This is a genomic window from Citrobacter sp. wls615 (assembly GCF_005281355.1).
Lineage (GTDB): Bacteria > Pseudomonadota > Gammaproteobacteria > Enterobacterales > Enterobacteriaceae > Citrobacter > Citrobacter werkmanii.
The window spans coordinates 1-650 of sequence record NZ_SZXM01000077.1 but is presented as its reverse complement, the minus strand read 5'-3'; the positions used below and the strand labels follow the sequence as shown (position 1 = coordinate 650).

Here is a 650-nt window from a genome sequence, read left to right as displayed (position 1 = left end):
TCTTTGATACCAACGATTTCAACTTCTTCACCAACTTTGATGATACCGCGCTCTACACGACCGGTAACAACGGTACCACGACCGGAGATGGAGAATACGTCTTCGATAGGCAGCAGGAACGGCTTGTCAATCGCACGCTCTGGTTCCGGGATGTAAGAATCCAGGAAGCCAGCCAGTTCGATGATTTTCGCTTCCCACTCTGCTTCGCCTTCCAGCGCTTTCAGAGCAGAACCACGAACGATCGGCGTGTCGTCGCCCGGGAAATCGTACTGAGACAGAAGTTCACGAACTTCCATTTCTACCAGTTCCAGCAGCTCTTCGTCATCAACCATGTCGCATTTGTTCAGGAACACGATGATGTACGGAACGCCTACCTGACGACCCAGCAGGATGTGCTCACGAGTCTGCGGCATCGGGCCGTCAGTCGCAGCAACAACCAGGATCGCGCCATCCATCTGCGCAGCACCGGTGATCATGTTTTTAACATAGTCGGCGTGGCCCGGGCAGTCTACGTGTGCGTAGTGGCGAGTCGGGGTGTCATATTCAACGTGAGAAGTGTTGATGGTGATACCACGCGCTTTTTCTTCCGGCGCGTTATCGATCTGGTCGAATGCACGAGCAGCACCGCCGTAGGTTTTAGCCAGTACGGT

General features: G+C 54.0%; 1 protein-coding gene. It reads right to left on the bottom strand.

From position 1 onward, the window contains the following. The coding region (locus FDX04_RS19645; RefSeq protein WP_249357154.1) for a GTP-binding protein at positions 1 to 650 on the bottom strand (650 nt) is incomplete at both ends.